The sequence below is a fragment of the Streptomyces sp. NBC_01016 genome (genome assembly GCF_026341035.1).
Taxonomy (GTDB): Bacteria; Actinomycetota; Actinomycetes; order Streptomycetales; family Streptomycetaceae; genus Streptomyces.
On sequence record NZ_JAPEOQ010000001.1, the window covers coordinates 3,532,582 to 3,558,442 of the forward strand.

Here is a 25,861-nt window from a genome sequence, read left to right on the forward strand (position 1 = left end):
GGCCCCTCACACACAGCGAAACGTCAGCCGAGCTGCTCGTACGCCGGCAGCGTCAGGAAGTCCGCGTAGTCCGCGTCCAGGGAGACCTGGAGGAGGAGGTCGTGGGCCTGCTGCCACTTGCCGGCCGTGAAGGCCTCCTCGCCGACCTCGGCCTTGATGTTCGCCAGCTCCTCCGAGGCGACCTTGCGGGCCAGCTCGGCGGTGACGGTCTCACCGTTGTCGAGGACGACGCCCGCGTTGATCCACTGCCAGATCTGGGAGCGGGAGATCTCCGCCGTCGCCGCGTCCTCCATGAGGTTGAAGATCGCGACGGCGCCGAGGCCGCGCAGCCACGCCTCGATGTAACGGATGCCGACCTGAACGGCGTTGACGAGGCCGTCGTAGGTGGGCTTCGCGTCGAGGGAGTCGATGGCGATCAGGTCGCCGGCGGCCACCGAGACGTCCTCGCGCAGGCGGTCCTTCTGGTTCGGCTTCTCGCCGAGGACCTTGTCGAAGGACTCCATGGCGATCGGGACGAGGTCCGGGTGCGCGACCCAGGAGCCGTCGAAGCCGTCGCCGGCCTCGCGGTCCTTGTCGTCGCGGACCTTCGCGAAGGCCACCTTGTTGACCTCGGCGTCCTTGCGGGACGGGATGAAGGCCGCCATGCCGCCGATCGCGTGCGCGCCGCGCTTGTGGCAGGTGCGGACGAGGAGTTCGGTGTACGCCCGCATGAACGGGGCGGTCATCGTCACCAGGTTGCGGTCCGGCAGGACGAACTTCGAGCCGCCGTCACGGAAGTTCTTGACGATCGAGAAGAGGTAGTCCCAACGGCCGGCGTTCAGGCCGGAGGCGTGGTCGCGGAGCTCGTAGAGGATCTCCTCCATCTCGTACGCGGCCGTGATCGTCTCGATCAGGACGGTGGCGCGCACGGTGCCCTGCGGGATGCCGACGTAGTCCTGCGCGAAGACGAAGATCTCGTTCCAGAGGCGGGCCTCCAGGTACGACTCCGTCTTCGGGAGGTAGAAGTACGGGCCCTTGCCGAGCTCGATCAGCTTCTTCGCGTTGTGGAAGAAGTAGAGGCCGAAGTCGACGAGCGCGCCGGGGACGGCCTTGCCGTTCCCGTCCACGAGGTGGCGCTCGTTCAGGTGCCAGCCGCGCGGGCGCATGACGACCGTGGCGAGCTCGTCGGCGGACTTCAGCGCGTACGACTTGCCGGAGCGCTCGTCCGTGAAGTCGATGGAGCGGTTGTAGGCGTTGGTGAGGTTCAGCTGGCCGCCGATGACGTTCTCCCACGTCGGGGCGGAGGCGTCCTCGAAGTCGGCGAGCCAGATCTTCGCGCCGGAGTTGAGCGCGTTGATCGTCATCTTGCGGTCGGTCGGCCCGGTGATCTCGACGCGGCGGTCGTTCAGGGCGGCCGGGGCCTCGGCGACCTTCCAGGTGTCGTCCGCGCGGACGGCGGCGGTCTCCGGGAGGAAGTCGAGCGTGGAGGTGCGGGCGATCTCGGCGCGGCGCTCGGTGCGACGGGCGAGGAGCTCGTCACGCCGGGGCGTGAAAAGGCGGTGCAGCTCGGCCACGAAGGCGAGGGCCGCTTCGGTGAGCACCTCGCCCTGTCCGGGCAGGGTCTCGGCGTCGACGATGGCCAGCGGGGACGGCGCTGGTGCGGACATGTGGCTGTCACTTCCTTCAGCGAGCGAACGGCGCCTGCGGCACTGGGTGCCGGGGCCGCGTGGGTATGGCTGCTGGCCCCGCTTTGGGGGACCGGCCCTTCTCAACAGTGGATATTAGTTTCCTCATTGTGGAAGTTCAATGGTTTGTTGACGTCGAGATTCTCAGAGTCGACAGAACGTGGCTCTGCGTGCCACGCCCCGTTACTCAAGGTGCTCGAGATCCGCTTCCGTGTCGATGTCGTACGCCTCGGCGATGTCCCCGCACTCCACGAGCTCCAGCACCCCCGCGCGCTCCTTGAGGTACGCGCGCGCCCCGCGGTCGCCGCTCGCGCTCGCCGCGATGCCCGCCCAGTGGTCCCGGCCGAACAGCACCGGATGCCCGCGCTCCCCGCCGTACGCGGCCGCCGCGAGCGAGGCGGGGGAGTCGTAGGCCTCGAGTACCCGCGCCACCGCCGCCGCGCCGATCCCCGGCTGGTCCACCAGGAGTACGAGTGCGGCGTCCGCCTCCGTGTCCGCAAGCGCTTCGAGTCCTGCCCGCAGCGAGGACCCCATGCCGTCCTCCCAGTCCGGGTTCTCCGTCACCTGGCATCCCTCCAGCGCGGCCCGCTCCCGTACGTCGCCGGCCGCCGCGCCGAGTACCACGTGCACGGGATCGCATCCCCCCGCGCGCAAGATGCGTACCGCGTGTTCCACGAGTGGTCGCCCGTGGTGCTGGAGGAGTGCTTTGGGGCGGCCGCCGAGCCGCCGGCCGCCACCCGCGGCGAGCAGCAGTCCCGCAACCGCGCCAGTGCTCTTTGTCGTCATGCCCCCTGCATATCGCACGCAAGTCGCGATCGAAGTCGTTCGGATTTTCACAGTTGCCTTGCGCAACGGACTGGCGAAACGCTTGCGCGTGGCGTTAACTGGGCCGCCACAAACCCGAGTTGGACGCCCGATCGACGCTCCGGCCGGGTTACGCGGTAGTAGCGGCAGTAGCAGTCGAGAAGTACCTGAGCAGGACAACACACGCACAAGGACGTGCAAGGGGGAGAGCTGTGTTGCGGAGCGTGGAGCAGAGGCTTGTGACCGGGAGCGACGTGGACCCGCGGGTGGACGAGCTGCGTACCGCCGTGTCCCGGTTACGTCGTGAACTCGCCGCGCATCCGGTCGAGTTTCCCGACCGGGGGATCGCGGAGGACGAGCTCGCGGCACTGGACGCGATGGCCGGCGGGGGCCGGCCCGAGGTACCGAGGCTGCGGCGTTCGCTGCTGCTCGTGGCGGGGGCGATCGGCTCGGTGAGCGCGCTGTCCGCGGCGCTGACCCAGGTCAGGGGCGCTGTGGAACTGTTCGGAGGGCCGCCTTCGCAGGGCTGACGTCCGCGCCGGAGCGGCTACGCCACCCAGTGCGGCCGCCCCGGCTCATCGCCCGCCCCGCCGAGCCCGCCGTCGAGCGCCGCCGCGATCCGCCGCACCGCCTCCTCGGCGACCTCGACCGGCTGGACGTACGGGACGCGCAGCCGGTGCTCGAACGTGCCGGGGTCCGCGCCGAACCGTGACCCGCCCTCGATCCGCACCCCGTGGCGCAGCGCGGCCCGCCCGAGCGCGGAGGCGATCGGCCGCCCCAGGTCCACCCAGAGGGAGAGCCCGCCGGGCGGCACCTGCCAGCGCCAGTCCGGGAATTCGCGGCCGAGCGCCTCGGCGAGCCGGTCGCGGCGCTCGCGCAGCACCGGGATCCGGCCGCGCAGAATACTGTCCTCCCGGTCGAGCAGCCGCCCCGCCACCAGTTGGTCGAGGACCGAGCCCGACATGTCCGCGGTGACCCGCAGCGCCGTCAGCTCGGTGATGAGGCGGGTGCCCGCGCGCACCCAGCCGACCCGCAGGCCGCTCCAGTGCCCCTTGCTCAACGAGCCGACGGTGACGATCTGTTCGCCCCCGCCGGACGGGGCGAGGGAGGCGAACGGCGGCTCGCTCCGCCCGTCGAGCGCGATGTCCGCGATCGTCTCGTCGATGACCAGCCAGGTGCCGGTCGCCCGCGCCGCGGCGATGATCTGCCTCCGCTGCTCGCTCGGCATGAGCCGGCCCGTCGGGTTCTGGAAGTCGGGGATCAGGTAGGCGAGTCGGGGCGCCGACTGCCGCAGCGTCGCGCCGATCAGCTCCACGTCCCAGCCGTCCTCGGTGACCGGCACCGGCGCGGTGCGCAGCCCCAACTGCCGGATCACCGAAAGGGCGTTGGCGTACGAGGGGTTCTCCACCACGATCCGGTCGCCGGGCCTGCCGAGCAGCGTGAGCGTGAGCGACACGGCCTGCTGGGCGCCCGTCGTGACCAGGATCTGCTCGGGCAGCGTGGGCAGACCGCGCCGCGTGTACCGCTCGGCGATCTGCGCGCGCAGCTCCGTCAGACCGTACGGGTGGTAGCCGTTGGTCACCGCGTGCCGGGCGACGTCCGGGGCCGCGGCGGCGTACGCGGCCGACAGTTCGTCCTCCAGGAACCCGGGCGCGGCGACTGCCAGATCGATCACGTCGTCCCCCGCCGCGGGGGTGGCCACGACGGTCGGCCGCGCGCCGTCCGGCAGCTCGGTCCACGTCCCTGCGCCGCGCCTGCTGCGCGCGTACCCGCTCTCGCGGAGCAGGTCGTACGCGGCCGTGACGGTGGCCCTGCTGACCCCGAGCGAAGCCGCGAACTCGCGCTCCGCGGGCAGCCGCGTGTGCAGCGCGATCCGCCCGTCGAGCAGCAGCGTCCGCACGCCCTGCGCGAGCGCGCGGTAGCCGGGGCGCTCCCCGGCCACACCGGTCACGAGCGCGCCGAGCCGCCTGCCGCCGAGCCCCCGCCCACCGCCGTCCACGCTGCGGACCACCGCCTTGTCACCCATGCCACAACTCCGTGATTGGCCCTGCTGTCCAGGCCAATCAGCGTACAGAGTGGGCGCGATCGGTGCGGAGTGGCCTGGAGGCGGCCGCGGTGCGCGTACGAGGAGGAGTGTCATGAACGGCGAGCGTGTCGGTGGTCGCGTGGTGGTCGGGATCAGCGGTTCCCCGGCGAGCCTGGCCGCGTTGCGCTCCGCGGTCGCCGAGGCCCGGCGGTCCGACCGGCCCCTCGTGGCGGTGCTCGCGTGGGAGCCGCCGGAGGGCGAGGCCATGTACCGGCGGTGGCCGGACGCCGCGTGGGCCCGGCACTGGTACGAGGAGGCCCGTGCCCGGCTGGCGGCGGCCTTCGAGGAGGCGCTCGGCGGACTGCCGCCCGACCTCGACGTGACGCTCCGCGCGGTGCGCTCCCGCCCGGGCCCTGCCCTGGTCGAACTCGCGGCGCGCCCCGACGACCTGCTGGTCGTCGGCGTACGCCCACGGAGCCTGCGCCGCGCCGCCCACCGCTACGTACGACGGCACGCGGTGTGCCCGGTGCTCACGGTGCCGGTGCGGCCGCTCCAGCGCGCGGAACTGCGGGCGCTGCGCCGGGTGCGGGCGGCGGACTTCGAGGCGATCCGCTAGCGGGTTTCGGTTTCGGTGTGCGGTGTCAGCGCCGCCGCAGCAGCCCGTCCCGCGTCGCCCGTGCCACCGCCGACGTACGCGAGTCGACGCCCAACTTCGCGTAGATGTGCACCAGGTGGGACTTGACCGTGGCCTGGCTCAGGAACAGCTCGCGGGCGATCTCGGCGTTGGAGAGGCCGTCCCGCACGTGCCGCAACACCTCCAGCTCGCGCCGGCTCAGCGCCTCCGCGGGAGCCCGCATCCGGTCCATGAGCCGGTCCGCGACGGCGGGCGCGAGTGCGGAGCGCCCGGAGGCCGCCGTGCGCACTGCCGCCGCGAGCTCTTCCGGCGGGGCGTCCTTCAGCAGGTAGCCGGAGGCCCCCGCCTCCACCGCGGCGAGGATGTCCGCCTCGGTGTCGTACGTGGTGAGGACGAGGACGCGCGGCCCGCCGTCCAGGGCCGCGATCCGCGCGGTGGCCTCGGCGCCGTGCATCGTCCCCGCGCCGAACTGAAGGTCCATGAGGACGACGTCCACGTCACCTGCCAGCTCCACGGCCCGCTCGGCCGTCGCGGCCTCGGCGACGATCGCGAAGTCCGGCTCCGCGTCGAGCACGGCCCGCAGCCCGGCGCGTACGACGGGGTGGTCGTCGGCGAGCAGCAGCCGGATCACGCGGCACCTCCGGTCGGCATCGGCATCGGCATCGGCATCGGAATGGTCACGCCACACCTCCGGCGGGCAGCGGCATCGGAATGGTCACGCCACACCCCCGGCGGGCAGCGGCAGCGGCAGCGGCAGCGGCAGCGGCAGCGTCACCGCGACCGCCGTGCCGCGGCCCGGCTCCGACTCGACGGTGAACGTGCCGCCGAGCTCGCTCACCCGCGAGCGCATCGCGACGAGCCCGAAGCCGCCGTCGTCGCCGCCCGGCGCCCGCTCGGGGTCGAAGCCCGCGCCGTCGTCCACCACGTCCAGGGCCACCGAGGTCTCCATGAAGCTGAGGGTGATCTCCGCGCGGTTCGCCCGCGCGTGCCGCACCGTGTTGGCGAGCGCCGACTGGGCGATGCGCAACAGCGCCACCTCGTACGGCGTGGGGAGTTCGAGCGGGGTGCCGCTCACCGAGAAGCGGGCGGTGAGGCCCGGCGCCGTGGCGCACAGCCGGTCCAGCGCCCCGGCCAGCGAGCCGACGTCCAGGTCGGGCGGGGCCAGGGCGCGCACGAAGCGGCGGGCCTCCGCGAGATTGTCCTGCGCCGTGGCCCTGGCCTGCTCGACGTGCCCGGCGGCGGGGGAGTCGGCGGGCAGTTCGCGCCCGGCCGCGACCAGCAGCAACTGGATCGAGGACAGGCCCTGCGCGAGCGTGTCGTGGATCTCCCGGGCCAGCCGCTCGCGCTCGGCGAGGGTGCCCGCCGCGCGCTCCGCCGCCGCGAGCTCGGCGCGGGTGGCGACCAGCTCCTCGATCAGCCCCTGCCTGCGCTCGCTCTCCCGGTACAGCGCCTGGTAGCCGAGCACGGTCGCCACGGCGACGGCCGCGCCGAGCAGCGGCCCTATGAACGCCCCCGGATTCACCGCCCCGTCATGACCGACGTACGAGCAGATGGCCGCGCCCGCAGCGATGCCCACCGCCGGGACGCCCCAGCGCGCGGGCAGCAGATGCAGCAGCAGGAAGTACAGCGGGAACGCCAGCCACAGCGCGTCGGGCGAGAGCACGAGCAGCAGCGCCCACACGGCGCCAAGTACGGCCAGCCACCACGCGGCGCCCGCCCGCGTGGACCGTACGACGGGCAACGCGGCGCCCACCCCGTAGACGACGCCCATCGCCCCGGCCACCGTCACCACCGCCGCGACCGGCTCGTCGGAGCGGCCGGTCAGGGCTCGTACGACGACGAGCGCGAGCAGGCCCGCCGTCAGCAGATGCAGACAGAGGCGCAGCGCGCGCAGGGCGGGGGTGAGCGAACGTGGATCCATACTGCTCTCCAGCGTACGAAGCCGGGACACCGAACCGGTCAACCGAAAGTTTGAAAGGCGCGTCCCCCTTTCGATTCGGGTGAAGCGTGCTGTGGCGCGATGCCCGGGCGGCCCCCGGAGCCGCAGTCTTGACCGCATGTTCGTCGCATGGAGAGATCTACGGTTCGCCAGGGGCAGGTTCGCCCTGATGGGAACCGTGATCGTACTGATCACGCTGCTCGTGGGACTGCTGTCGGGACTGACGGCGGGGCTCGCGCGGGACAACACGTCGGCGCTCACCGGGCTGCCCGCCGACCACCTCGCCTTCGCCCGGCCGGCCGACGGCCAGTCGGTGTCGTTCACGGCGTCCACGGTCCGCCCCGAGCAGTGGCGCGACTTCGCGGCGCGGCCGGGCGTCGAGAGCGCGGAGCCGATCGGCATCGGCACGGTGAACGCAGAGGCGGGCCGCCAGACCGCGGCCGTCTCCGCGTTCGGTGTGCGCCAGGGCTCGGGCCTCGCACCCGACGCGACGGAGCCCGGCACGGCGGTCCTGTCCACCAAGGCGGCGAAGGAACTGGGGGCGGCCACGGGCGACAGGATCACCCTCGGCGGCACGCGTCTCACGGTCGCGGCGGTCTCCGGCGACGCCTCGTACAGCCACACACCGGTCGTCTGGACGCACCTCGACGACTGGCAGCACATCGCGCCCACGGGCGGGGACGGCGAACGCGCGACGGTGATCGCCCTGCGCACCGGGTCGGGCGCCGATCTACAGGCGGCCGACAAGATCGCCGGCACGGACACGACCACCATCGACGGCGCGCTCTCCGCCATAGGGTCCTACCAGGCAGAGAACGGCTCGCTTCAGCTGATGCGCGGCTTCCTCTTCGTCATCTCGGCGCTCGTCGTCGGCGCGTTCTTCACGGTGTGGACGATCCAGCGCAGCGCCGACATCGCGGTCCTGAAGGCCCTCGGCTCCTCGACCCGCTACCTGCTGCGGGACGCGCTGGGCCAGGCGGTCCTGATGCTGGTTGCGGGTACTGCGATCGGCACCGCCCTCGCCACCCTCATCGGCGCCTTCGTCCCCGACACCGTGCCCTTCGTCCTCGATCCGCTGACCGCGCTCGGCCCGGCCGCCGTCATGACGGTCCTCGGCCTCGCGGGCGCCGCCCTCTCCATCCGGCGGATCACCGCCGTCGACCCCCTCACCGCACTCGGGAGCGCCCGATGACCCTGCTGCTCGACGACATCACCCTGACCTACGCCGACGGGGACGGCCGCCTCACGGCCCTCGACCGGGTCGGCCTCCGGGTCCCGGCCGGCGGCCTCACGGCGGTGGTGGGCCCGTCCGGCTCCGGCAAGTCCAGCCTCCTGGCGGTGGCGGCGACGCTCGTCACCCCCGACAGCGGCCGCGTGACCGTCGACGGGACCGAGGCCACGGGCCTGACCCGCTCCGACGCCGCGGAGCTGCGCCGCCGCGCGATCGGCATCGTCTTCCAGCAGCCGAACCTGTTGCCGTCGCTGACCGCGCTTGAACAACTCCAGGTGATGGCCCACCTGGAGGGCCGCAAACCGCGCGAAGTACGGGACAGGGCACGCGAGTTGCTCGACGCGGTCGGCCTCTCCGCCCAGTCCCACCGCCGCCCCCACCAACTCTCGGGCGGCCAGCGTCAACGCGTGAACATCGCGCGGGCCCTGATCAACGAGCCACGGGTACTGCTCGTGGACGAGCCGACGAGCGCGCTGGACCACGAACGCGGCGCGGCAATACTGGACCTGCTGCGCACCCTGACGCGAGAGCGGGAAACGGCAACCGTGCTCGTGACACACGACCGCGACCACCTGACGGTGGCGGACGAGGTCCACGAGATGCGCGACGGCGCACTCGTCACTTCAGGGGCCGGTAAATCAAGCCCCGCCGGCGTTTGAGGCGCGGGGCCCGGGGCGGAGCCCCGAGTCGTCAACCACTGTGGCCAGAGCTGGCCAAGGCCACCGACAACTCCCGCGCCACCTGCTGAAGGACCGGCACGATCTTCTCCGTCGCCGCCTCCGTCACCCGCCCCGCAGGCCCCGAAATCGAGATCGCCGCAGCGGTGGGCGAGTCCGGCACGGACACCGCGAGGCACCGCACCCCGATCTCCTGCTCGTTGTCATCGACGGCATACCCGGCCTGCCGCACGTCCTCGAGCGCGTCGAGGAAACCCTCAGGCGTGGTGAGCGTCTTCTCCGTGGCCGCCGGCATCCCGGTCCGCCCAAGAAGCGCCCGCACCTCATCCGCGGGCGTGTACGCGAGCAGCGCCTTCCCCACGCCAGTGGAGTGCGGCAGCACCCGCCGCCCGACCTCGGTGAACATCCGCATGGAGTGCTTGGACGGCACCTGGGCGACGTACACGACCTCGTCGCCGTCGAGGAGCGCCATGTTCGCGGTCTCGCCGGTCTCCTCGACGAGGCGCGCCAGGTACGGGCGCGCCCACGTGCCGAGCAGCCGGGACGCGGACTCGCCGAGCCGGATGAGCCGCGGGCCGAGCGCGTAACGCCGGTTGGGCTGCTGGCGTACGTAGCCGCAGGCGACCAGCGTGCGCATCAGCCGGTGGATCGTGGGCAGCGGCAGTCCGCTGCTGGCGGAGAGCTCGCTCAGGCCGACCTCGCCACCGGCGTCGGCCATCCGCTCGAGCAGATCGAAGGCGCGCTCGAGGGACTGGACGCCGCCGGTGGGTGCGGACTTGGCGGCATCAGTGGTGCTGGCGTCGGGCGTCGGCACAGCGCGTTCCTTTCGGGGGGTGGGCAGATTTGCAGCCTACCGGCGGGTCCCCGGCCAGTGATCCCTTGACCTGGAAGTTCGTGGGTAGCTACGTTCTGCGTGTCGGAATATTAATTCCACTTTGTGGAAACGTCCAGGGTCCGGGTGGGTCTTGACGGTTCCCGAAGTCTGAGTGAGAGTCCTTCAACAGAACGTTGAAGCTTGAGGAGGCCCAGGTGTCGGACGCCGAAGTCCAGATCGAACTCGTGCTGCGCTCGACGCGCGTCGTCACTCCCGAAGGTACGCGCCCCGCCTCGGTCGCCGTCGCCCAGGGGAAGATCGTCGCGGTGCTCGCGCACGACGCCGAGGTCCCGGCCGGGGCCCGCCTCGAGGACTTCGGCGACGACGCGCTGCTGCCCGGCATCGTCGACACGCACGTGCACGTCAACGACCCGGGGCGTACGGAGTGGGAGGGCTTCTGGACCGCCACCCGCGCGGCCGCGGCCGGTGGCATCACGACCCTCGTCGACATGCCGCTCAACTCCCTGCCGCCGACCACGACCGTCGACAACCTTCGTACGAAGAAGGACGTCGCCGCCTCCAAGGCGCACATCGACGTCGGCTTCTGGGGCGGCGCGCTGCCGGACAACGTCAAGGACCTGCGCCCGCTGCACGACGCCGGGGTCTTCGGCTTCAAGTGCTTCCTTTCGCCCTCCGGTGTCGACGAGTTCCCGCACCTGGACGCCGACCGGCTCACCGCCTCCATGGCCGAGATCGCCGGCTTCGGCGGCCTGCTCATCGTGCACGCCGAGGACCCGCACGAGCTGGACGTGGCGCCCCACAACTCCGGCCCCAAGTACGGCGACTACCTCGCCACCCGCCCCCGGGTCTCCGAGGACGTCGCCATCAAGGGCCTCATCGACACCGCGAAGCGGATCGGCGCCAGGATCCACATCCTGCACCTCTCCTCCTCCGACGCGCTGCCGCTGATCGCCGCCGCGAAGGCCGAGGGCGTCGAGCTGACCGTCGAGACCTGCCCGCACTACCTCACGCTCACCGCGGAGGAAGTCCCGGACGGGGCAAGCGAGTTCAAGTGCTGCCCGCCGATCCGCGAGGCCGCCAACCAGGACCTGCTGTGGCAGGCGCTCGCCGACGGCACCATCGACTGCATCGTCACCGACCACTCGCCGTCCACGGCCGACCTGAAGACCGACGACTTCGCGACCGCCTGGGGCGGCATCTCCGGCCTCCAGCTGAGCCTCTCGGCGATCTGGACCGCCGCCCGTAGCCGTGGCTACTCCCTTGAGGACGTGGTCCGTTGGATGTCCGAGCGCACGTCGAAGCTCGTGGGCCTCGACGACCGCAAGGGCGCCATCGCCGTCGGCCGCGACGCCGACTTCGCCGTCCTCGCGCCCGAGGACACCTTCAGCGTCGACCCGGCCGCCCTCCAGCACCGCAACCGCGTCACCGCGTACGCGGGCAAGACGCTGCACGGCGTCGTCAGGTCGACCTGGCTGCGCGGCGAACGCATCGTCGCCGACGGCGAGTTCACCGCCCCGCAGGGGCAGCTGCTCGAAAGGAACAAGTAACACCATGTCCGCGACTTCCGGGTCCTCCGCGATACCCCACTTCACCGGCGACGCCAGCCCCTACGGCGGCGGCGACCCGTACGCCGACTACCGCACCGCGGACTTCCCGTTCACGCAGGACGCGAACCTCGCCGCGCGCCAGCTCGGCGCCGGCGTGATCGCCGCGAACGACGAGTTCTTCGCGCAGCGCGAGAACCTGCTCGTGCCCGAGCGCGCCGAGTTCGACCCGGAGCACTTCGGCCACAAGGGCAAGATCATGGACGGCTGGGAGACCCGTCGTCGCCGCGGCGCGTCGGCCGACCACCCGTGGCCGACGCAGGAGGACCACGACTGGGCCCTCGTCCGGCTCGGCGCGCCCGGCGTGGTCACCGGCATCGTCGTCGACACCGCCCACTTCCGCGGCAACTACCCGCAGGCCGTCTCGGTCGAGGGCACGTTCGTCGAGGGCGCGCCCACGCCAGAGGAGCTGCTCGCCGACGACGTGAAGTGGACAACGCTCGTACCCCGTACGGCAGTTGGCGGCCACGCGGCGAACGGCTTCGTCGTCGACTCCCCGCAGCGCTTCACGCACCTGCGCGTCAACCAGCACCCCGACGGCGGCATCGCCCGCCTGCGGGTCCACGGCGAGGTCCTCCCGGACCCGAAGTGGCTCGCCACGCTCGGCACGTTCGACGTCGTCGCCCTGGAGAACGGCGGGCGCGCCGAGGACGCCTCGAACCTCTTCTACTCGCCGGCCTCGAACACCATCCAGCCGGGCCGCTCCCGCAAGATGGACGACGGCTGGGAGACCCGGCGCCGCCGCGACACCGGCAACGACTGGATCCGCTACCAGCTCGTCGCCCAGTCGCAGATCCGCGCCATCGAGATCGACACGGCGTACCTGAAGGGCAACAGCGCCGGCTGGGCGTCCGTCTCCGTCAAGGACGGCGAGGGTGGCGACTGGGTCGAGGTCCTGCCCCGCACCCGCCTCCAGCCCGACACGAACCACCGCTTCGTGCTCGACACCCCGGCGGTCGGCACGCACGCCCGCGTCGACATCTACCCGGACGGTGGCATCTCGCGACTGCGCCTGTTCGGCTCCCTGACGGACCAGGGAGAGTCGCAACTGGCAGCCCGCCACGCGGAGTTGGGCGCGTAACCGCTACTCTGCTCGACTTGCGGGGCACACCGGCCTGACAGCACCGGTGTGCCCCGCATTTTTTCGCCTCAGGCGGCGTGTCCGCCGTCCACCGCGAACTCGGCGCCCGTCACGTACGAGGCCCCGTCGCCCGCCAGATACGCGACCGTCGACGCCACCTCGTCCGCGGTGCCGTAGCGGCCGAGCGCCGTCGCCGCGGCCTGGCCCTGCGCGTACGGCCCGTCGGCCGGGTTCATGTCGGTGTCCGTCGGGCCCGGGTGCACGATGTTCGCCGTGATGCCGCGCCCGCCCAACTCACGGGCGAGCGCCTTCGTCAGCCCGATCAGGGCCGCCTTGCTCGTGGCGTAGAGCGTGCCGCCCGGCCCCGGTACGTGCTGGGCCATGCAGGAGCCGACGGTGACGATCCGGCCGCCCTCCGGCAGCCGGGCAGCCGCGGCCTGCGAGGTGAGGAAGACGCCGCGCACGTTCACGTCGAGCGCCCGGTCGACGTCCGCGAGGGAGAAGCCGTCCAGCGGGCCGAGCGCGCCCACGCCGACGTTGTTGACCAGCACGTCGATCCGGCCGAGCCCCGTCACCGTGTGCTCGACCGCCTCCGCCGCCTCACCCGCGTCCGCCGAGTCCGCCCGCACCGCGAGCCCCCGCCGCCCCAACGCCTCGATCCGCCGCACCACTTCCTCGGCGGCCTCCTTGCCCTGTACGTAGGTGAGCGCCACGTCGAAGCCGTCGCGGGCGAGCCGCAGCGCCGTCGCCGCGCCGATTCCGCGCGAGCCGCCGGTCACCAGAGCCACCTTGCTGTTCATGTCGCCTCCTATAGGGAGCGGATGTTGTGTCTTCAAGTACAGCGACCTACGGAGGCGAGTACTGGCGGCAAATGGACGTCGATGTCGGGACACACTGGTACCAACGGAATCTTTTCCTCCGGTTCCTTCGTTGGACCCTGGTGGCGGTGCGGCGGGCATGCTGCGCCAGGCCATGGGTACCGCCATGCAGGTCGGCCGGCGCGCCCTCGCGGGTGAATCGCTCGCGTTCCAGTACTTCACGTCGCAGGGCGGCGAGGGCACGGTCGGCTTCGCCGGAGTGCTGCCGGGGGAGATGCGCGCGCTCGAACTCGACGGTACGCGCGCGTGGTTCGCCGAGAAGGACGCCTTCGTGGCCGCCGAGTCGAGCGTCGACTTCGGCATCGCCTGGCAGGGCGGCAGGACAGGACGCAGCGGCGGCGAGGGTCTGAGCCTCGCGACCCTTGAGGGCAACGGCCGGGTGATCCTCCAGTCCATGACCATCGAGGGCCTGGCCAACGCCCTGAAGAAGGCCCAGGGCGGCAACAAGGAGGGCGTGACGGGCGGCCTGTTCTCGACACGCCAGGGCTAAGGCCTGTCGTTTGGATCAGGTCGGGCCCAAGGTCAGGGACCTGGCCCCCGGCATGTGACGCATGTGAACTGACGGAAAACAGACGTGAGTTGGTGTTGACATGCCCACCTCTACGCGCGTCACACTGTGGGGCATGAAGACTCCCCCACGCTTCATCAGTGCCATCGCCGTTGCCGCCGCCCTCCTCCTGGGCGGCGTGGGCGGCTCCACCGCGATCGCCGCACCGGCCGCGCAGGCCCCGGCCGTCGCCTCCCACACCGTCTCGGCCGCCGATGTCGGCGACATCTGCTACTCCGCGCTGCCCGCCGAGGCGCACGACACCCTGGACCTCATCGAGCAGGGCGGACCGTACCCGTACGAGCAGGACGGGACGGTCTTCTCGAACCGGGAGGGCATCCTCCCCGGCCAGTCGTCCGGCTACTACCACGAGTACACGGTGATCACGCCGGGCTCGGACGACCGCGGTGCCCGCCGCATCGTCACCGGAGACTCCGACAAGGAGGACTACTACACGGCGGACCACTACGCGTCCTTCGACCTGGTCGACCACGCCTGCTGAGCCCTCCTCGGCTCCGTACCTGCTGAGCCCTCCCCGGCTCAGCACCTGCCGAGTCCTCCCCGGCTCCGCAGGACGCAGGGCGCAGGAGTCAGCTCTTGCGCTGGGCCTCGACGGCCGCGAACACGGCGCACGCGAACACGATCAGCGCGATGCTGCCGTACACCTCGTGGCCGTCGAGGAACCCGATCCGCTCGATCAGGCCCCAGCCCAGCCAGCCGGTGAACTCGTGCAGGATGCCGACCGCGCCCTGGAGCAGGGCGAAGCCGCCGATGACCTCGATGATCTGCAGCCACTCCTTTTTGTTCATGCACAGGACTCTCGCCCCGCGGACCCCCCACCCACATCGGCCGCGGGGCGAGCCCCGCAGGACTCCGGTAGCGGAGCGCGGGCGCCGGCCGCGACCAAAGTCGACGGGGGTACGACTTTGGTCGCGGAAGCGGCGCTCGGGGCGGTGCGGGGCGCCCGGGGTGCGTAGATTTGTCGACCATGGAAGCAGTGCGGCAGACCGGGACCCCGCAGGCGGCGGACACGCCCGCCGAGCGATGGCGCCGACGGCTGCTGCCCTCGGCCGTCGCCGACGAGCTCGACCTGGACCCCGAGGGTCAGCCGGGCCGCAGGCGGCGCACCGCCCGTGACTGGATCGTCGACTTCAGCTGCTTCGGGATCGCGGTCTTCCTCGGCCTGATCTTCGCCGAGCAGGTCTGGGACGACCCGAACACCCCGCCCGCCGTCGCCGTGCTCGACCAGGTGCTCGGCGCCGCCGCCTGCGCCGGGATCTGGCTGCGCAGACGCTGGCCGCTGGGTCTCGCCCTGGCGATGATCCCGGTCGGCTTCCTGTCCAACACCGCGGGCGGCGCGTCCATGATCGCGGTGTTCACGCTCGCCGTGCACCGCCCGTTCCGCTTCGTCGGCTGGGTGGCGGGCGCCTCCATCGCGCTCATCCCGCTGTTCTTCTGGTTGCGGCCCGACCCCGAGTCCTCGTACCTGCTGTCGGTCTCGTTCACCGTCATCATCACGATCACGGTCGTCGGCTGGGGCATGTTCGTCCGCTCCCGGCGCCAGCTCCTGATGTCCCTGCGGGACCGGGCGCGGCGCGCCGAGACCGAGGCTCAGCTCCGCGCCGAGCAGGCGCAGCGGCTCGCCCGCGAGGACATCGCGCGCGAGATGCACGACGTGCTCGCCCACCGACTCACCCTGCTGAGCGTGCACGCGGGCGCCCTGGAGTTCCGCCCCGACGCGCCCCAGGGAGAGATCGCCCGGGCCGCGGGCGTGATCCGGGAGAGCGCGCACGAGGCACTGCAGGACCTGCGCGAGATCATCGGCGTGTTGCGCGCGGCGGACCACGGCGACGAGTCGGGGCGGCCGCAACCCACCCTCGCCGCGCTCGGCACGTTGGTCGACGAGTCCCGCGAGGCCGGCATGAAGGTCGACCTCGACAACCGGGTCCCCGAAGCGGGGGCCGTGCCCGCCTCCACCGGACGCACCGCCTACCGCATCGCCCAGGAAGGCCTGACCAACGCCCGTAAGCACGCCCCTGGCGCCGAGGTCGCGGTCACGGTCGAGGGCAGCGCGGGGGACGGCCTCACGGTCACCGTGCGCAACCCACCACCGCCCGGCAAGGTGCCGCACGTCCCCGGCTCGGGCCAGGGCCTGATCGGCCTCACCGAACGCGCCACGCTCGCGGGCGGCCGCCTCGCCCACGGGGTCGAACCGGACGGCGGTTTCGCGGTGCGCGCGTGGCTTCCGTGGCCGGAGTGAGGTCCACAGCGAAGCGACCGGTACGGACACGACCGTGATCGTCCCTCGCTACGGTGGCCCCATGACCTCGATCCGCCTGCTCATCGTCGACGACGACCCCCTCGTGCGCGCGGGGCTCACCTTCATGTTCGGTGCCGCCGAGGACATCGAGATCGTCGGCGAGGCCGCCGACGGCAGCGAGGTGGACGCGCAGGTGGCCCGGCTGCACCCGGACGTCGTCCTCATGGACCTGCGCATGCCGACCCTGGACGGCCTGTCCGCCACGGAGGCGCTGCGGGCCCGCGAGGGCGCCCCCGAGGTGATCGTCCTGACCACGTTCCACGCGGACGAGCAGGTGCTGCGGGCGCTGCGCGCGGGAGCCGCGGGGTTCGTCCTCAAGGACACCGCGCCGGGCGAGATCGTCGAGTCGGTGCGCCGGGTGGCGGCCGGCACCCCGGTCCTCTCGCCGACCGTGACCCGGCAGCTCATCTCCAAGGTCTCGGGCGACGACCCCGCCCTGGACCGGCGGGCACGCGCGCGTACGCGCATGGCCGAACTGGCCGAGCGCGAGCGGGAGGTGGCCGTCGAGGTGGGCCGCGGCCGGTCCAACGCGGAGATCGCCGCGACGCTCTACATGAGCGTCCCCACGGTCAAGGCCCACGTCTCCCGCATCATGGCCCGGCTCGACCTCAACAACCGCGTACAGATCGCGCTGCTCGCCCACGACGCGGGGCTGCTGGACGACGCCTGACCCGGTGCGGGCTTCGGCTCGGCCTTCGGCACGGCCTGAGGAGTGTCGGTCCCGCAGGGTAAATTCACATCGTTCAACGATGCGAGCGGTTGAAGTTGAAGGGGTGGGGATGACGGCACCACGCCGGCGGACGGTGCGTGATCTGCGGCGCGGCAACCGCGCCGTCGTCCTGAGCAAGCTGTACTTCGACGGGCCGCTCAGCAGGCAGGAGTTGGGGCCGCTCACGGCCCTCAGTTCGGGCTCCATCAGCAATGTGGTGGCCGAACTCGTCGCCGACGGCCTCCTGGAGGAAGCGGGCTCGGTCGACTCCGACGGCGGCCGCCCCCGCACCCTGCTGCGCGTCGCCCCGGGCAGCGGCCACCTCGTGGGCGTGGACGTCGGGGAGACCCGCGTGCGCGTGGAGCTGTTCGACCTCGCGCTCGGTGAACTCGCGCGCGTGGACGAGCCGTTGCCGGAGGCGGCGCGCGACGGCAGCTGGGACGCCAAGGACGTCGTACGCCTCATCACCGTCGCCCTGACACGGGTGCTGGCCGACGCGGAGGTGGCCCCCGAATCCCTCCTCGGTGTCGGCATCGGGGTGCCCGGCATCGTCGACGCCTCGGGCGGGGGCGGCGCGGTGGTGCACGGCCAGACCATCGGCTGGGACGCGGTCCCCCTGGAGGCCATGCTCCGCGCCCCCGACGGCCTGCCGCCCGAACTCCCCCCGCAGCTCCCGCTGTTCCTCGACAACGGCGCCAAGACCCTCGGCCGCGCCGAGATGTGGTTCGGCGCGGGCCGCGGCGCCCGCAACGCCGTGATCGCGCTCATCGGCTCCGGCGTCGGCGCCTGCGTCATCGCCGACGGACTGCCCTACCAGGGCGCATCGAGCAGCGCGGGGGAGTGGGGCCACACCGTGTTGCAGGTCGGCGGCAGGGCCTGCCGGTGCGGGGCGCGCGGCTGCCTGGAGGCGTACGTCGGGGCGGAGGCGCTGCTCGCGCGGTGGCGGGAGGCGGGCGGCAGCTGGACCTCGGCGGACGAGGAGGGCGCGCTGGCCGAACTCCTCGAAGACCCCTCCACGGCAGGCCTGTTGGACGAGACGGCGGAGTTCCTCGGTGCGGGCATCGCCGACCTGGTCAACCTGTTCAACCCGGAGCGGATCGTCGTGGGCGGCTGGGCGGGCCTCATGCTCGGCCCCCGCCTGCTCGCCCCGGTACGCCGCGCGGCCGCGTCCTACGCCCTGCACCACCCCTTCGCCCAAACCACGGTGGAACTGGGCCGCTTGGGCCCCGACGCGGTGACGGTGGGCGCGGCGACGCTGCCCCTGGCCAGATTCCTGGAGACGGGCGGCCAGCCCTCCGGCGATTGAGCATTTCCAGCCCTCTCGGGGGACGGGAACGTACGGGGAGTGCCGAGAGTTGAGCACGATGAAAGCCAGATCCGGGCAACGGGAGGCGGCACGACATGACCGACAGCGGTGAGATCGTCGATCTGGGGGAACTGGCCGGGGGCGCGCCCCAATTCCACGCCGACCCCTACCCGGTCTACGAGCGCCTGCGCACCCAAGGCCCCGTCCACCACGTCCGCACACCGGGCCCAGGCCCGACCGAGGACCTCTACCTGATCGTCGGCCACGAGGCCGCCCGCGCCGCATTCACCGACCCCCGCCTGGTCAAGTCCCCACCGTGGGGACTCGAGGACGACATGATGGGCCTGCACCTGCTCTTCGCGGACCCGCCGGAGCACGGCCGCCTGCGCTCCCTGGTCACGCGGGAGTTCACCCCGCGCAGGGTCGCGGCACTCGCCCCGCGCATCCAGAAGCTCACGGACGAGCTGCTCGACGACATGGTGCCGCGCGGCAGCGCCGACCTGATCGGCTCCCTCGCCTTCCCGCTGCCCTTCGCGGTGATCTGCGAGCTGCTCGGCGTCCCCGACATCGACCGCGATCGGTTCCGCCGCATGTCGACGCAGGTCGTGGCGCCGACCAGCGAGGAGGAGGCCTACGCGGCGCACGTCGAAATGGTCGGGTTCCTCGACGAGTTGATCGCGGCCAAACGCGACGCGACCCCCGCGGACGACCTGCTGAGCGCGCTGATCCGGACCACGGCGGAGGACGGCGACCGCCTCTCGCCCAGCGAACTGCGCGCCATGGCCTTCCTCCTGCTCATCGCCGGCCACGAAACGACGGTCAACCTGATCGGCAACGGCGTCCGCGCCCTGCTCCAGCACCCGGAGCAACTCGCGGCCCTGCGCGCCGACATGACGCTCCTGGACGGCGCCGTGGAGGAGATGCTGCGTTACGACGGCCCGGTCGAGACGGCCACGCACCGCTTCGCGGCGGAGCCGGTGGACATCGACGGCACGGTGATCCCGGCGGGCGCGCCGGTGCTCATCGGCATCGCCACGGCGAGCCGCGACCCGCACCGCTTCGCGGAACCCGACCGCTTCGACATCCGCCGCGACGCCCGCGGCCATGTCGCCTTCGGCCACGGCATCCACTTCTGCCTGGGCGCTCCGCTCGCCCGCCTGGAAGGTCGTATCGCCGTCCGTAGCCTCCTGGAACGGTGTCCCGACCTGACCCTCGCCGAGCAGCCGGACGCGTGGCTGCCCGGCATGCTCATCCGGGGGACGCGGAGCCTGCCGGTGAGTTGGTGAACGCCTCGGGGCTCCGCCCCGGACCCCGCGGGCTCTCGTTCGAAAGGCGGGGCTTGATTGGGCTTGATCAGCCCGCGATCTCCTCCATCCGCACCACCCGCCGCTCCGCCCGCGACACCTCGCACGCCTCCGCCACGCGGAGTGCCCGCAGGGCCTCGCGGCCGTCGCACGGGTTGGGGCGTTCGCCGCGGACGACGTCGACGAAGGCCTTCAGTTCGGCCTCGTACGCGGGGGCGAAGCGTTCCAGGAAGCCGGGCCACGGCTTCGTGGCGGCGGGCGGGCCCTCCGGTTCCGTGGAGGCGACCGGGGTCCGGTCGTCGAGGCCGACGACGAGGGTGTCCCGTTCCCCGGAGAGCTCCATGCGCACGTCGTAGCCGGCGCCGTTGCACCGCGTCGAGGTGGCGGTGGCCAGGGTGCCGTCGTCGAGGGTCAGGAGCGCCGCCGCGGTGTCCACGTCCCCCGCCTCCCGGAACATCGCGGGCCCGGCGTCGGACCCGGTCGCGTACACCTCGACGACCTCGCGCCCTGTCACCCATCGCAGCATGTCGAAGTCGTGGATCAGGCAGTCCCGGTAGAGACCGCCGGAGAGCGGGAGGTACGCGGCCGGTGGCGGCGCCGGGTCGGAGGTCAGCGCTCGTACCGTGTGCACCCGGCCGAGTCTTCCCTCCTGAACGGCGGTCCGCGCCGCCGTGTATCCGGCGTCGAAGCGGCGCTGGAAGCCGAGTTGGAGCACCGTGCCCGCGGCCTCGACCTCCGCGAGTGCGGCCAGCGTGCCGGGCAGGTCGAGCGCGATCGGTTTCTCGCAGAAGACCGGGAGCCCGGCCCGCGCCGCCCGCCCGATCAGCTCGGCGTGTGCCGAGGTCGCCGCGGTGATCACGAGCGCGTCCACGCCCCACGTGAAGATCTCGTCGACGCTCGGCGCGGCCGTCGCCCCTATCCGGTCGGCGAGCGCGACCGCCCGCGCGGGCTCCGCGTCGGTCATGACCAGCGAGCCGACCTCCCGGTACCGCTCCAGTACGCCCGCGTGAAAGGTGCCGATGCGGCCCGTTCCGATGAGTCCGATGCGCATGGCACCCAACGGTGACGCTCCCCCGGGTGGGTGTCAATCGTTTGTCCTGACAAACACCCGTCCGCAGTCAGGGGCCTCGCCGGAAGCGCTTGTCCTGACAACCGAACCTTCGGACTTCCCGTCAAGAACTCCCACCGATAGCCTCGCCCCGTGGCCAAACCCCTAGCCGACCCGACCGTCGACCTCGGTCTCAGCGTCGACCGCAGCAGCCCGGTGCCGCTGTACTTCCAGCTGTCCCAGCAGCTGGAGGCGGCGATCGAGCGCGGCGCCCTGACCCCCGGCAGCCTGCTCGGCAACGAGATCGAGCTGGCGGGGCGCCTCGGCCTGTCCCGGCCCACCGTCCGCCAGGCCATCCAGTCCCTCGTCGACAAGGGGCTGCTCGTGCGCCGCCGCGGCGTCGGCACCCAGGTCGTGCACAGCCAGGTCAAGCGCCCCCTCGAACTGTCCAGCCTGTACGACGACCTGGAGGCGGCGGGCCAGCGCCCCGAGACCCGGGTCATCGCCAACACCCTCGTGCCCGCCCCCGCCGAGGCCGCCGCGGCGCTCGGCGTCGCGGAGGGCGAGGAGGTGCACCGCGTCGAGCGGCTGCGGCTCGCGCACGGCGAACCGGTCGCGTACCTCTGCAACCACCTGCCCACAGGGCTGCTCGCGCTCGACGACGAGCGGCTCGTGGCGACCGGCCTCTACCGCCTGATGCGGGCCGCGGGCATCACCCTGCACAGCGCCCGCCAGTCCGTCGGCGCCCGCGCCGCCACCGCCGTCGAGGCCGAGCGGCTCGGCGAGCAGGAGGGCGCGCCGCTGCTCACCATGCAGCGCACGACGTACGACGACACGGGCCGCGCGGTCGAGTTCGGCTCGCACACGTACCGGGCCTCGCGCTACTCCTTCGAGTTCCAACTCCTCGTACGTTCCTGAGAGTTGCGCGCCCTGTGGGCGGAGCGCAGGCCGTCAGAATGTTCTGACAAATTCATTGACGCTGCGGTGGGACCCCGCTACAAACACCTCCAGCCGCACCGGGCGGCCGGAGGAGAGGTGGCTCCACCATGCTCACGACCCGTAAAGCCCGCACGGCCGCAGGCAGCGTCGTTGTCGTAGCCGTGCTCGCGCTCACCGCAGGATGCAGTGGCTCGGGCGGCAAGGACTCGGAGGACAAGGCCGACGGCAAAGGCGGCGGCAAGGCCGTCAGCACGCCCCGCATGAAGATCGCGATGGTCACGCACTCCGGCGAGGGCGACACCTTCTGGGACATCGTCCGCAAGGGCGCCCAGCAGGCCGCCGACAAGGACAACGTCCAGTTCCTCTACTCCAACGACAAGGAGGCCAAGGGGCAGGCCGAGCTGGTGCAGGCCGCGATCGACAAGAAGGTCGACGGGATCGTCGTGACGCTGGCCAAGCCGGAGGCGATGGAGTCCGTGCTCGCGAAGGCGAAGACCGCGGGCATCCCGGTCGTCTCGATCAACTCGGGGTCGCAGTTCTCGGAGAAGTACGGCGCGCTCAGCCACATCGGCCAGGAGGAGGGCGTGGCCGGCGAGGCGGTCGGCACCGAGCTGACGAAGCAGGGCAAGAAGAACGTCCTGTGCGTCATCCACGAGCAGGGCAACGTCTCCCTGGAGCAGCGCTGCGACGGCGTCCGCAAGACCTTCAAGGGCGACGTGGAGAACCTCAACGTGGAGGGCACGAACGCCCCCTCCGCCCAGTCGTCCATCGAGGCGAAGCTCCAGGCGGACAAGAACATCGACGCGGTCGTCGCGCTCGGCGCCCCCATCGCGGCGCTCGCCGTGAAGGCCAAGGACGACGCGGGCAGCAAGGCGGAGATCTCCACGTTCGACCTGAACGCCGAGGTCGTGCGCCGGCTGAAGGCGAAGGAGGTCACCTTCGCCGTCGACCAGCAGCCCTATCTGCAGGGCTATCTGGCGGTGGACGAACTGTGGCTCTACAAGACGAACGCGAACGTGCTCGGCGGCGGCGAGCCGGTCTTCACAGGCCCCGCGATCGTCACCGAGAAGGACGTGCCGCGCCTCGAGAAGTACACCGCGCGCGGTACCCGGTGAATGGATGCATGATCCCCGTGACCCATACTTGTGCGTTTGGGACCGTAATGGGGTCCTCATGGACCGGCGTACGGTCCGCCGGGGTCGGCCCGCCGATCCCGGTCGATGACGCAGCAGACCAAGAAGGGCACGGCCTCGTGGCACGGTTTCGGACCTGGGTGAGCATCGCGGTTGCGGGGGCCCTCGGCCTCTCGCTCGCAGGGTGCAGCAGCACCGGCGGCAAGCGGGCGGAGGACGCCAGGAAGTCCCAGGCCGCGCAGGGCAGGGCGGCGGTGGACACGCCCCGCTGGACCTTCGCGATGATCACCCATTCGGGCGATGGCGACACCTTCTGGGACATCGTCCAGAACGGCGCCAAGCAGGCGGCCACCAAGGACAACATCAACTTCCTCTACTCGCACAACGAGGAGGCGAACCAGCAGGCGCAGCTCGTCGACGCGGCCGTCGACAAGAAGGTCGACGGAATCATCGTCACGCTCGCCAAGCCGGACGCGATGAAGTCCGCCCTGGCCCGCGCCGAGAAGGCCGGCATCCCCGTCATCACGGTGAACTCGGGCTCCGAGATCTACAAGAAGTACGGCGCGATCACGCACATCGGCCAGGACGAGACCATCGCAGGCGAGGCCGTCGGCAAGGAGCTCAACAAGCGCGGCAAGAAGAAGGCGCTGTGCGTCCTGCACGAGCAGGGCAACGTCGGCCACGAGCAGCGCTGCGAGGGTGCCAAGAAGGCCTTCGACGGCAAGATGACGAACCTGTACGTCGAGGGCACCAACATGCCCGACGTGCAGTCCTCCATCGAGGCCAAGCTGCAGTCCGACACGTCGATCGACTCGGTCGTCACGCTGGGCGCCCCGTTCGCCGCCACCGCGGTGAAGGCCAAGGAGGACGCGAGCAGCAAGGCCGAGGTCGACACCTTCGACCTGAACGACAAGGTCGCCCAGGGCCTCAAGGACGGCGACCTCGGCTTCGCCGTCGACCAGCAGCCCTACCTCCAGGGCTACGAGGCCGTGGACCTGCTGTGGCTCTACCGGTACAACGCCAATGTGCTCGGCGGCGGCCTGCCGGTCCTGACCGGCCCCGAGATCGTCACCAAGGACCAGGCAGCCAAGCTTCAGGAGTTCACGAAGCGGGGGACGCGATGAGTACGACGACTCCAGCGAGCACGGAAAAGGTCGACGAGCGGCTGGTCAAGGCCTCGCCGTGGAAGAAGCTGCTCGGCCGGCCCGAACTGGGCTCGGTCATCGGCGCCGTCGCCGTCTTCATCTTCTTCATGATCTTCGCGGACAGCTTCCTGCGGGCGACCAGCCTCGCGACGGTCCTGTACGCGTCCTCGACCCTCGGCATCATGGCCGTGCCCGTGGCGCTGCTGATGATCGGCGGCGAGTTCGACCTGTCGGCGGGCGTCATGGTCACGTCCTCGGCGCTGATCTCGTCGATGTTCAGCTACCAGATGACGGCGAACACCTGGGTGGGCGTCGGCGTCTCGCTCCTCGTGACGCTCGCCATCGGCGTCTTCAACGGCGTCATGCTGACCCGCACCAAACTCCCCAGTTTCATCATCACGCTCGGCACGTTCCTGATGCTGACGGGCATGAACCTGGGCTTCACGAAGCTGATCAGCGGCACCGTCTCGACGAAGTCGATCGCGGACATGCAGGGCTTCGATTCGGCCAAGTCCGTCTTCGCCTCCACGTTCAGCATCGGCGGCGTCGACTTCAAGATCACGATCATCTGGTGGCTCGCCCTCGTCCTGGTGGCCACCTGGATCCTGCTCCGCACCCGCATCGGAAACTGGATCTTCGCGGTCGGCGGTGACCTCGACTCGGCCCGCGCGGTGGGCGTCCCGGTCAACAAGACGAAGATCGGCCTCTACATGGGCGTCGCGTTCGGCGCCTGGATCTCCGGCCAGCACCTGCTCTTCTCCTACGACGTCGTGCAGTCCGGCGAGGGCGTCGGCAACGAGCTGATCTACATCGTCGCGGCCGTCATCGGCGGCTGTCTGATCACCGGCGGCTACGGCTCGGCGGTCGGCGCGGCCATCGGCGCGCTGATCTTCGGCATGACCAGCAAGGGCATCGTGTTCGCCGAGTGGAACTCGGACTGGTTCAAGTTCTTCCTCGGGGCGATGCTGCTCCTCGCGACCCTGCTCAACGCGTGGGTCCGCAAGCGCGCGGAGGCGAGCAAATGACGACCGATGAGCAGATGACGACCAAGGACACGGCGCCCGCGCCGCTCGTCGAACTGGACGGCGTCAGCAAGTTCTACGGCAACATCCGCGCCCTCGACGACGTCTCGCTCGTCGTCAACGCGGGTGAGATCTCCTGTGTCCTCGGCGACAACGGCGCCGGCAAGTCGACCCTCATCAAGATCATCGCGGGTCTGCACCAGCACGACGGCGGCCGGTTCGCGATCGACGGCGAGGAGACCCGCCTCAGCAACCCGCGCGACGCCCTGAACCGGGGCATCGCCACGGTCTACCAGGACCTCGCCGTGGTGCCGCTGATGCCGGTGTGGCGCAACTTCTTCCTCGGCTCCGAACCCACGAAGGGGAAGGGCCTCTTCAAGCGCCTCGACGTCGAGCTCATGCGGCGGACGACGCACGAGGAACTGGCCCGGATGGGCATCGACCTGCGCGACGTCGACCAGCCGATCGGCACGCTGTCCGGCGGTGAGCGCCAGTGCGTCGCCATCGCCCGCGCCGTCTACTTCGGCGCGAAGGTCCTCGTCCTCGACGAGCCGACGGCGGCGCTCGGCGTCAAGCAGTCCGGTGTGGTGCTGAAGTACGTGGCGGCGGCACGTGACGCGGGCCTCGGCGTGGTTCTGATTACGCACAACCCGCACCACGCGTACCTCGTGGGTGACCGGTTCGTGCTGCTCAAGCGGGGTGGGATGTTCGGCAGCCACTCGCGCGACGAGATCACGCTGGACGAGCTGACGCGGCAGATGGCGGGCGGCAGCGAGCTGGACGACCTTCAGCATGAGCTGGAGCGGGCGCCGGTGCCGACGCATTTGGGCGGGCATACGGCTGACGGGGCCGAGAAGTAGGGGCCTCCGTTACGCGCGTGCGTGTGTGCGTTTCCGGCTGCCTCGGGCGGCTGCGCGTCGCGTCGTTGGTTGCGTTCGCGCAGTTCCCCGCGCCCCTTTAGGGGCGCGGGGAACTGCGCGCGTCAACGCCGGGTGGCTGGAGGGTGGACGTTCCG

At 71.4% G+C, this 25,861-nt stretch carries 25 protein-coding genes and 1 pseudogene; 17 read left to right on the forward strand and 9 right to left on the reverse strand.

Translation table 11 applies throughout. The features are described 5' to 3' along the window. Nucleotides 1-23: 23 nt before the first annotated feature. A complete protein-coding gene (aceB, locus tag OG746_RS16175; protein ID WP_266715302.1) occupies nucleotides 24-1,646 on the reverse strand; it encodes a malate synthase A in 1,623 nt (540 codons plus the stop codon). 201 nt (nucleotides 1,647-1,847) lie between these two features. After that, nucleotides 1,848-2,450, reverse strand: a complete 603-nt coding sequence (locus OG746_RS16180) for a nucleotidyltransferase family protein (RefSeq protein WP_266715303.1) — start codon at nucleotides 2,448-2,450, stop codon at nucleotides 1,848-1,850. A 230-nt stretch (nucleotides 2,451-2,680) separates the two neighbouring features. Here OG746_RS16180 and OG746_RS16185 point away from each other — a divergent pair, with 230 nt between their 5' ends. After that, on the forward strand, nucleotides 2,681-2,998 hold the full coding sequence (locus tag OG746_RS16185; protein WP_266715304.1) for a DUF5955 family protein: 318 nt from the start codon (nucleotides 2,681-2,683) through the stop codon (nucleotides 2,996-2,998). Nucleotides 2,999-3,015: 17 nt separating this feature from the next. On the opposite strand, the gene yczR is transcribed toward OG746_RS16185, so the two are convergent. Next, a complete protein-coding gene (gene yczR, locus OG746_RS16190; protein WP_266715305.1) occupies nucleotides 3,016-4,494 on the reverse strand; it encodes a MocR-like transcription factor YczR in 1,479 nt (492 codons plus the stop codon). Between the two features lie 112 nt (nucleotides 4,495-4,606). Between yczR and OG746_RS16195 the strand changes: the two genes are divergently transcribed. Further along, entirely contained in the window at nucleotides 4,607-5,110 is a 504-nt protein-coding gene (locus tag OG746_RS16195) for a universal stress protein (protein ID WP_266715306.1), read from the forward strand. A 25-nt stretch (nucleotides 5,111-5,135) separates the two neighbouring features. On the opposite strand, the gene OG746_RS16200 is transcribed toward OG746_RS16195, so the two are convergent. Together OG746_RS16200 and OG746_RS16205 are read right to left on the reverse strand one after the other, a co-directional pair. Beyond that, nucleotides 5,136-5,759, reverse strand: coding sequence for a response regulator (locus OG746_RS16200; protein WP_266715307.1), 624 nt, complete (start codon nucleotides 5,757-5,759; stop codon nucleotides 5,136-5,138). Between the two features lie 84 nt (nucleotides 5,760-5,843). Next, nucleotides 5,844-7,049: a sensor histidine kinase gene (locus OG746_RS16205; RefSeq protein ID WP_266715308.1), complete on the reverse strand. Its 1,206-nt coding sequence runs from the start codon at nucleotides 7,047-7,049 to the stop codon at nucleotides 5,844-5,846. A 136-nt stretch (nucleotides 7,050-7,185) separates the two neighbouring features. Between OG746_RS16205 and OG746_RS16210 the strand changes: the two genes are divergently transcribed. Together OG746_RS16210 and OG746_RS16215 are read left to right on the forward strand one after the other, a co-directional pair. Beyond that, on the forward strand, nucleotides 7,186-8,259 hold the full coding sequence (locus OG746_RS16210; RefSeq protein ID WP_266715309.1) for an ABC transporter permease: 1,074 nt from the start codon (nucleotides 7,186-7,188) through the stop codon (nucleotides 8,257-8,259). Beyond that, complete coding sequence (locus OG746_RS16215) at nucleotides 8,256-8,957, forward strand: ABC transporter ATP-binding protein (RefSeq protein ID WP_266715310.1); 702 nt, start codon at nucleotides 8,256-8,258, stop codon at nucleotides 8,955-8,957. Before OG746_RS16210 ends, OG746_RS16215 begins: the two co-directional genes overlap by 4 nt. A 31-nt stretch (nucleotides 8,958-8,988) precedes the next feature. Here OG746_RS16215 and OG746_RS16220 read toward each other — a convergent pair whose 3' ends face one another. Further along, nucleotides 8,989-9,789 carry an IclR family transcriptional regulator gene (locus tag OG746_RS16220; protein WP_266715311.1) on the reverse strand — a complete coding sequence of 267 codons (801 nt, stop codon included), beginning with the start codon at nucleotides 9,787-9,789 and terminating at the stop codon, nucleotides 8,989-8,991. Nucleotides 9,790-10,004: 215 nt separating this feature from the next. Here OG746_RS16220 and allB point away from each other — a divergent pair, with 215 nt between their 5' ends. Continuing rightward, nucleotides 10,005-11,357 (forward strand): allantoinase AllB, encoded by a 1,353-nt coding sequence (allB, locus tag OG746_RS16225; RefSeq protein WP_266715312.1) that lies wholly within the window; start codon nucleotides 10,005-10,007, stop codon nucleotides 11,355-11,357. Nucleotides 11,358-11,361: 4 nt separating this feature from the next. Beyond that, the gene (alc, locus tag OG746_RS16230; protein ID WP_266715313.1) at nucleotides 11,362-12,495 is read left to right on the forward strand and encodes an allantoicase; all 1,134 of its coding nucleotides are present in this window, start codon (nucleotides 11,362-11,364) and stop codon (nucleotides 12,493-12,495) included. A gap of 68 nt (nucleotides 12,496-12,563) precedes the next feature. Here the strand turns inward: alc and OG746_RS16235 are convergent, their stop codons facing one another. Next, a complete protein-coding gene (locus tag OG746_RS16235; protein WP_266715314.1) occupies nucleotides 12,564-13,295 on the reverse strand; it encodes a 3-oxoacyl-ACP reductase family protein in 732 nt (243 codons plus the stop codon). A gap of 139 nt (nucleotides 13,296-13,434) precedes the next feature. On the opposite strand from OG746_RS16235, the pseudogene OG746_RS16240 reads away from it, so the two are divergent. Both OG746_RS16240 and OG746_RS16245 read left to right on the forward strand, forming a co-directional pair. Beyond that, nucleotides 13,435-13,863, forward strand: a pseudogene (locus tag OG746_RS16240) (AIM24 family protein); the annotation flags it as partial. A gap of 133 nt (nucleotides 13,864-13,996) precedes the next feature. After that, entirely contained in the window at nucleotides 13,997-14,422 is a 426-nt protein-coding gene (locus tag OG746_RS16245) for a guanyl-specific ribonuclease (RefSeq protein ID WP_266715315.1), read from the forward strand. 88 nt (nucleotides 14,423-14,510) lie between these two features. On the opposite strand, the gene OG746_RS16250 is transcribed toward OG746_RS16245, so the two are convergent. Next, nucleotides 14,511-14,729 carry a hypothetical protein gene (locus OG746_RS16250; protein ID WP_266715316.1) on the reverse strand — a complete coding sequence of 73 codons (219 nt, stop codon included), beginning with the start codon at nucleotides 14,727-14,729 and terminating at the stop codon, nucleotides 14,511-14,513. Nucleotides 14,730-14,908: 179 nt separating this feature from the next. On the opposite strand from OG746_RS16250, the gene OG746_RS16255 reads away from it, so the two are divergent. The 4 genes from OG746_RS16255 to OG746_RS16270 all read left to right on the forward strand — a co-directional run bounded on the left by OG746_RS16255 (nucleotide 14,909) and on the right by OG746_RS16270 (nucleotide 19,541). Next, a complete protein-coding gene (locus OG746_RS16255) occupies nucleotides 14,909-16,180 on the forward strand; it encodes a sensor histidine kinase (protein WP_266715317.1) in 1,272 nt (423 codons plus the stop codon). A gap of 61 nt (nucleotides 16,181-16,241) precedes the next feature. Beyond that, a complete protein-coding gene (locus OG746_RS16260) occupies nucleotides 16,242-16,910 on the forward strand; it encodes a response regulator (protein WP_266715318.1) in 669 nt (222 codons plus the stop codon). A 109-nt stretch (nucleotides 16,911-17,019) separates the two neighbouring features. Further along, nucleotides 17,020-18,255, forward strand: a complete 1,236-nt coding sequence (locus OG746_RS16265) for an ROK family transcriptional regulator (RefSeq protein WP_266715319.1) — start codon at nucleotides 17,020-17,022, stop codon at nucleotides 18,253-18,255. Nucleotides 18,256-18,350: 95 nt separating this feature from the next. Beyond that, nucleotides 18,351-19,541, forward strand: coding sequence for a cytochrome P450 family protein (locus OG746_RS16270; protein ID WP_266715320.1), 1,191 nt, complete (start codon nucleotides 18,351-18,353; stop codon nucleotides 19,539-19,541). A gap of 67 nt (nucleotides 19,542-19,608) precedes the next feature. Here OG746_RS16270 and OG746_RS16275 read toward each other — a convergent pair whose 3' ends face one another. After that, nucleotides 19,609-20,610 carry a Gfo/Idh/MocA family protein gene (locus OG746_RS16275; RefSeq protein WP_266715321.1) on the reverse strand — a complete coding sequence of 334 codons (1,002 nt, stop codon included), beginning with the start codon at nucleotides 20,608-20,610 and terminating at the stop codon, nucleotides 19,609-19,611. A 150-nt stretch (nucleotides 20,611-20,760) separates the two neighbouring features. Here OG746_RS16275 and OG746_RS16280 point away from each other — a divergent pair, with 150 nt between their 5' ends. The 5 genes from OG746_RS16280 to OG746_RS16300 all read left to right on the forward strand — a co-directional run bounded on the left by OG746_RS16280 (nucleotide 20,761) and on the right by OG746_RS16300 (nucleotide 25,706). Further along, entirely contained in the window at nucleotides 20,761-21,525 is a 765-nt protein-coding gene (locus OG746_RS16280) for a GntR family transcriptional regulator (RefSeq protein ID WP_266715322.1), read from the forward strand. A 128-nt stretch (nucleotides 21,526-21,653) separates the two neighbouring features. Then, entirely contained in the window at nucleotides 21,654-22,661 is a 1,008-nt protein-coding gene (locus tag OG746_RS16285) for a sugar ABC transporter substrate-binding protein (protein ID WP_266715323.1), read from the forward strand. Nucleotides 22,662-22,798: 137 nt separating this feature from the next. Further along, nucleotides 22,799-23,803 carry a sugar ABC transporter substrate-binding protein gene (locus OG746_RS16290; protein ID WP_266715324.1) on the forward strand — a complete coding sequence of 335 codons (1,005 nt, stop codon included), beginning with the start codon at nucleotides 22,799-22,801 and terminating at the stop codon, nucleotides 23,801-23,803. Next, nucleotides 23,800-24,849: an ABC transporter permease gene (locus tag OG746_RS16295; RefSeq protein WP_266715325.1), complete on the forward strand. Its 1,050-nt coding sequence runs from the start codon at nucleotides 23,800-23,802 to the stop codon at nucleotides 24,847-24,849. The genes OG746_RS16290 and OG746_RS16295 overlap by 4 nt, the downstream gene beginning before the upstream one ends. Continuing rightward, nucleotides 24,846-25,706 carry an ATP-binding cassette domain-containing protein gene (locus OG746_RS16300; protein WP_266715326.1) on the forward strand — a complete coding sequence of 287 codons (861 nt, stop codon included), beginning with the start codon at nucleotides 24,846-24,848 and terminating at the stop codon, nucleotides 25,704-25,706. The genes OG746_RS16295 and OG746_RS16300 overlap by 4 nt, the downstream gene beginning before the upstream one ends. Nucleotides 25,707-25,861: the final 155 nt, after the last annotated feature.